Origin of the sequence: Shewanella sp. ZOR0012 (assembly GCF_000798835.1) — a bacterium.
GTDB lineage: Bacteria > Pseudomonadota > Gammaproteobacteria > Enterobacterales > Shewanellaceae > Shewanella > Shewanella xiamenensis.
Map to the genome: position 1 here is coordinate 4195951 of NZ_JTLE01000094.1, position 6495 is coordinate 4202445.

General features: G+C 49.3%; 4 protein-coding genes. 2 read left to right on the plus strand and 2 right to left on the minus strand.

Translation table 11 applies throughout. The annotated features are described in order from the left end of the window. Positions 1 to 43 precede the first annotated feature (43 nt). Positions 44 to 1528, minus strand: coding sequence for a Re/Si-specific NAD(P)(+) transhydrogenase subunit beta (gene pntB, locus L976_RS20120; RefSeq protein ID WP_047539587.1), 1485 nt, complete (start codon positions 1526 to 1528; stop codon positions 44 to 46). Positions 1529 to 1539: 11 nt separating this feature from the next. Then, complete coding sequence (locus L976_RS20125; protein ID WP_047539590.1) at positions 1540 to 3066, minus strand: Re/Si-specific NAD(P)(+) transhydrogenase subunit alpha; 1527 nt, start codon at positions 3064 to 3066, stop codon at positions 1540 to 1542. A gap of 422 nt (positions 3067 to 3488) precedes the next feature. Here L976_RS20125 and L976_RS20130 point away from each other — a divergent pair, with 422 nt between their 5' ends. After that, entirely contained in the window at positions 3489 to 5309 is a 1821-nt protein-coding gene (locus L976_RS20130; RefSeq protein WP_047539591.1) for an assimilatory sulfite reductase (NADPH) flavoprotein subunit, read from the plus strand. A 74-nt stretch (positions 5310 to 5383) separates the two neighbouring features. Continuing rightward, positions 5384 to 6495, plus strand: a 1112-nt coding sequence (locus tag L976_RS20135; RefSeq protein ID WP_047540788.1) for an NADPH-dependent assimilatory sulfite reductase hemoprotein subunit, incomplete at its 3' end; no start/stop codon positions are given.

Consider the following 6495-nt stretch of genomic DNA (forward strand, 5'->3'; position numbering starts at 1 on the left):
CTCCCTTTGAGTTTTGTATCGAGTGATTCAGTGCTTAAACGGATTACAGCGCTTTTAAAATCGCTTCAACACTGGCCTTAGCATCGCCGAACAACATTTGGGTATTGTCTTTAAAGAACAGAGGGTTTTGTACACCCGCATAACCCGTGTTCATTGAGCGTTTAAAGCCAATCACGTTTTGCGCTTTCCATACTTCAAGCACTGGCATGCCCGCAATTGGGCTGCCCGGGTCTTCCATCGCCGCAGGATTGACTGTGTCGTTCGCGCCAATCACCAGCACGACATCGGTATCGCTAAAGTCTTCGTTGATTTCGTCCATTTCAAGCACGATATCGTAGGGAACTTTAGCTTCAGCCAACAGTACGTTCATATGGCCAGGTAAACGACCCGCTACCGGATGAATACCAAAGCGTACTTTTACGCCGCGGTCACGCAGTTTTTGGGTGATTTCAGCCACTGGATATTGCGCCTGTGCCACTGCCATACCATAGCCAGGGGTGATGATAACGGAAGAGGCATTTTTCAGCATATCCGCCACATCTTCGGCGTTGGTTTCGCGGTATTCGCCCATTTCTTCATCACCAGAGGAGGCTACACCATCGGTACCAAATCCACCTGCGATAACCGAAATAAACGAGCGGTTCATCGCCTTACACATGATGTAAGACAGAATCGCACCCGATGAGCCGACTAATGCGCCAACGACAATCAAGAGGTCATTCGACAACATAAAGCCTGCTGCCGCTGCAGCCCAACCTGAGTAGGAGTTCAGCATGGACACCACAACCGGCATATCCGCACCACCGATAGAAGCCACTAAGTGCCAACCAAAAGCAAAGGCAATTAAGGTCATCAGCAGCAGTGCTGGCATAGTGCCACCTGTTTGCACGAAGTACACCAATAGGGCAAGTGATACTAATACAGCGACGAGGTTTAGCTTATGGCGATGCGGCAACATCAACGGTTTAGATGAAATTAATCCGCGTAATTTACCAAAAGCGACGATAGAACCGGTAAAGGTTACCGCGCCGATAAAGATCCCGAGGAAGACTTCCACTAAGTGAATGTTGAGCATTGCGCCAGTCATATGGGCGTTTTCAGCCGCTTTTGCCGCTTCGCTCAGCGCATTCTGCACTGCTGCGAGAGTGGAGTTCATATCCCCGCCCACGGCCACAACCACTTGTGATACTTGTTCTGGGTGTAAGTCGATAAAGCTGTTAAAGCCCACTAACACTGCGGCCATACCCACAAAACTGTGGAGCACCGCGACGAGTTCAGGCATTTCCGTCATTTCGACTTTAAGTGCTAAACGCACGCCGATGGCACCACCAATCACCATGGCGACAATAATCCACGCGACACCGCTGGTGTCTGGATTAAAAATGGTCGCCAGTAGGGCGATAGCCATACCTGTGATACCAAATAAATTGCCGTGTTTGGCCGTTTCTTGTTTCGACAATCCAGCGAGACTGAAGATAAAGAGCACGGCGGCAATGATGTAAGCTGCTGTTACCAGTCCTTGAGACACGTTATACCCCCTTAATCCTTACGGAACATCTTCAGCATGCGCTGAGTGACGGTAAAACCGCCGAAGATGTTAATACTGGCGATCAGCACGGCGATAAACGCCAACACAGTGACCAAGGTTGAACCTTGGCCTATTTGCAGCAAGGCGCCGACCACGATAATGCCTGAAATCGCGTTAGTCACTGACATCAAAGGCGTATGTAGTGAGTGGGATACGTTCCACACCACGTAATAGCCCACCACGCAGGACAGGACAAAAACTGTAAAGTGGGATAAGAACTCGGCTGGCGCAACCGAGGCAACTGCGGCAAAACCCGCAGCGCCAAGGGCGGCGAGAATATACTTGAGTTTTGAAGGCGCTTTGGCTTGAGCAGATTTCACTTCCACCTTAGCGGTAGGTTTCGCAGGGGCAGCTGACACCGAAATAGGTGGTGGCGGGAAGGTGACTTCGCCTTCTTTCACGACTGTCATGTTGCGCATGACCACATCATCAAAGCTGATGCTGGCAATACCGTTTTTCTCTTTACACATTAACTTCATCAGGTTGACTAAGTTAGTGCCGTAAAGCTGAGACGATTGTGCAGGCAAGCGGCCTGGAAGATCGGTAAAGCCGATGACTTTTACACCATTCTCAGTGACAAAGAGTTCGCCAGGCTGGGTGTATTCACAGTTACCGCCCGCTTGTGCTGCCATATCGACAATCACAGAGCCGCTCTTCATGCTGTCGACCATGGCTTTGGTGATGAGCTTAGGTGCAGGACGGCCTGGGATCAGCGCTGTAGTAATGATGATATCGACTTCTTTGGCTTGCTCGGCAAATAGCGCCATTTCGGCAGCGATAAACTCGTCCGACATGGTTTTAGCGTAACCGTCCGATGAGCTGCCATCTTCATTGGTGAAGTCCAGCTTAAGGAACTGGCCACCCATGGATTCGATTTGTTCGGCCACTTCTAAACGCGTGTCGAAGGCGCGAACGATAGCCCCTAAAGAACCTGCGGTACCAATGGCTGCAAGGCCTGCCACACCGGCACCAATCACCAGCACTTTGGCCGGAGGGACTTTACCTGCGGCGGTAATTTGTCCGGTAAAGAAACGGCCAAAGTGGTGCGCGGCTTCAACTACGGCGCGATAACCGCCGATATTTGCCATAGAAGAGAGAGCATCGAGGGATTGGGCACGGGAAATACGTGGCACCATGTCCATCGCCATCACATTGATGTTGCGTTTAGACAGTTTCTCGACCAACTCAGCATTTTGAGCGGGCCAGATGAAGCTGATTAAGGTCGCGCCTTCTTTAATTTGCGCAATTTCAGCATCGGTCGGTGCATTGACTTTAAAAATCAGATCCGCTTGCCAAACCTCTGTCGTGATCTTCGCGCCAGCTGCTTCAAAGGCGGCATCGTCAAAGCTAGACAGTAAGCCAGCATTGGCCTCAACAACAACTTCAAAGCCGAGCTTTTTAAGCTGTTCGACGGTGGCTGGAGTCGCGGCGACCCGAGTTTCACCGACGAGACTCTCTCTCGGTATTCCAATCTGCATGATTACTCCCTGATGGTTTATATAATCGTTCCGCCTGAGTGCTTCCCTTGAGCTAAACCTAGGTAGGGCTAGGCCGCGATAAGAATGAACTCGTCTGTTCAATTGTGGCAGTTAGTTAGCGCATTCAAACTTGGTATAAAATTTGTTTTTTTAAAACAAACTTCTTAGCGAGCAACAAAAGGTCACTGTACTGCAGGCTCGTACCATTGTGGCAATACTTTGGTTTGACACAAGCGCATATTGCTCAAGCTAGTCGATTCTGCACTGGTCGTATCAAAAAGTTTTAACCAGTGCACACTTTTGTAGCTTAATTTTTGCACTTTGTATATTCCAAAATGGAATTAAAAATCAAATTTTATTCTTTTTTGCTTTTCCAAATCCACGTTAATCTGCTGGGTATTACACTGTCATAGGGCCGTCTCATGTTGTTAAAAGAACTTTCATCACTGGCTTCACCCCTGTCGCAACCGCAGGTCGACAAGCTGAAACAACTCACCGCGGAATTAAATGCCGTGCAACTTGCTTGGGTGAGTGGTTATTTAGCCGCAACGGCCAATGCGGGAGGGAATCAAGCCCAGCTAGTGCCAGTGTCTGATACACAGGCAGCGCAGACTGTAACTATTCTCTATGGCAGCCAAACCGGCAATGGTCGTGGCATTGCCAAAGCCTTGGCCGAAAAGGCTAAAGCACAGGGCTATAGCGTGAATTTAGCCTCCATGGGTGAATACAATGTGCGCCAGCTCAAGCAAGAAACTTTGTTATTGCTGGTGGTCAGTACCCATGGTGAAGGTGAAGCGCCGGATGATGCGATTGAATTACATAAGTTTTTAGCATCAAAACGCGCACCTCAATTAAACAACTTACATTACTCAGTGTTGGCTTTGGGTGATTCGAGCTATGAGTTCTTCTGCCAAACCGGTAAAGACTTTGATGCGCGGCTTTCGGCATTAGGCGCTAAAGCCTTATTGCCGTTGGTTGAGTGTGATGTGGACTATGATGCTGCGGCCGGACAGTGGCACGCCGATGTGCTTACTGCGGTTAAGCCACTCATTCAAACCACGGCTAATGTGGTGGCACTGAATGAAATTAATTCAACTTCGGCGCAAGTTGCCAGCGAGAGCGAATTTACTAAGCAAAACCCTTACAGTGCCGAAGTGTTGGTGAGCCAAAAGATCACCGGACGCGGTTCAGACAGAGATGTGCGCCACGTTGAAATTGATTTAGGTGAATCAGGCTTACGCTATGAAGTCGGTGATGCCCTTGGGGTGTGGTTTAGCAATAGCGAAACCTTAGTCGATGAGATTTTAGCGGGCTTAGGGTTAGCGGCCGATACCAAGGTGACTGTCGCTAATGAGTCAATCAGCCTCAAGCAAGCCTTGATCGAGAAGAAAGAACTGACGCAGTTGTATCCTGGTTTAGTCAAAACTTGGGCCGAGTTGTCCGCAAGTCCTGAGCTACTTGCTATTAGCGAAGATAAAGAGCAGGTTCGTCAGTTTATCTTACATCATCAGTTTGCAGACTTAGTGGCTAATTACAAGCTCAAGCCTGACGCTAATCTCGATGCAAACAAGTTAGTGGAATTATTACGCCCATTAACGCCAAGACTCTACTCCATCGCCTCGAGCCAGAGTGAGGTTGATACGGAAGTGCATTTAACCGTGGCATTGGTGGAAGATGAACATCAAGGGCAAACGCGTTTTGGCGGTGCATCGCACTTTTTAGCCTCGGCGCAGGAAGGCGCCGAAGTAAAAGTGTATGTTGAACCGAATAAGCATTTCCGTTTACCTGAAGATCCACAAACGCCGGTCATCATGATTGGTCCTGGCACCGGGGTTGCGCCGTTTCGCGCCTTTATGCAGGAGCGCGTGGCACAAGGCGCTGAGGGCGATAACTGGTTATTCTTCGGCAACACGCATTTTGAGCAGGACTTCCTGTATCAAACTGAGTGGCAACAGTATCTGAAAAACGGCGATTTAACCCGTATCGATGTGGCATTTTCACGGGATCAAGCCCATAAGATTTACGTGCAGCACCGCATTAAAGAGCAGGGGCAAGCCCTGTGGCAATGGCTGCAAAACGGCGCGCATCTTTATATTTGTGGTGATGCCGAGCGTATGGCTAAAGACGTACACCAAGCCTTATTAGCGGTTGCGGTGGAGTTTGGCGGACTGTCTAGCGAGGCGGCGGAAGAATATTTCGAGACCCTGCGCAGTCATAAACGTTACCAAAAAGACGTGTACTAATTAATCGATCCCAAAGATAGAGAGCAGTATCCACTGAGATACTGCCGCCGACCGAATTTTAAGAGGCAGTTGCCATGAGTGAGCAAAAGTTAGCATTAAACGAATACCTAAAGACCGACAGTGATTATCTGCGTGGCACCATTAAAGAGGGATTAGACTCCTCGGTGACGGGCAGTTTTAGCGACGGCGATCAGCAATTGATCAAGTTCCACGGCTTCTATCAGCAGGATGACCGTGATTTGCGTAACGAGCGCAAAGAGCAAAAACTCGAACCTTTATATAGCTTTATGTTACGTGCCCGCGTGCCTGGCGGTGTGTGTACACCTAAGCAATGGTTAGGCGTAGATGAAATTGCCTCGACGCTCACCAGCTCTAACAGTATTCGTTTAACGACGCGTCAGACGTTCCAATACCACGGTATTCCAAAGCGTAATCTCAAGACCATTATTCAAGGTTTGGACCGTGAGGCTCTGGATTCTATCGCTGCCTGTGGTGACGTTAACCGTAACGTGATGTGTAACCCGAATCCGGTGGAATCTAAGCTGCATGCGCAGGCCTATGAAGTGGCGAAAAAGCTGTCTGATCATCTGCTGCCGCACACTCGTGCTTACGCCGAGATTTGGTTAGATGAAGAGAAGTTACTGACCACCGAAGACGAAACCGTAGAACCTGTATACGGCAAAACCTACTTACCACGTAAGTTTAAAATGGCCGTGGCCGTACCGCCTGATAACGATGTTGATGTCTACACTAACGACTTAGGCTTTATTGCCGTGGCTGAAAATGGCGAATTAGTCGGTTTTAACCTGACCGCAGGTGGCGGCATGGGCTCGACCCACGGAGAGGTAGAAACCTTCCCACGCTTGGCCGATGACTTTGGTTTTATCAAAACTGAAGATGTGATGAAGTTTGCCGAAGCTGTGATGACAGTGCAGCGTGACTGGGGTAATCGTACCAACCGTAAGCGTTCGCGCCTTAAGTACACTATCGTCGATCATGGCTATGAAAAGTTTAAAGCCGAAGTGGAAGCCCGTGCCGGCGTTAAATTTGAGCCTAAGCGCGATGTAGTGATTGGCGATCGCGGCGATCGTTACGGCTGGGTCGAAGGTGTCGATGGTAAGTGGCATTTAACCCTGTTTATCGAAAGCGGCCGTATCAAAGACTTGCCGGGTAAGAGCTTACAAAC

What these genes read in the sequence shown, in the direction of transcription:
- L976_RS20125 (WP_047539590.1), bottom strand. Translation starts at nt 3,066, where the DNA reads ATGCAGATTGGAATACCGAGAGAGAGTCTCGTCGGTGAAACTCGGGTC.
- L976_RS20130 (WP_047539591.1), top strand. Translation starts at nt 3,489, where the DNA reads ATGTTGTTAAAAGAACTTTCATCACTGGCTTCACCCCTGTCGCAACCG.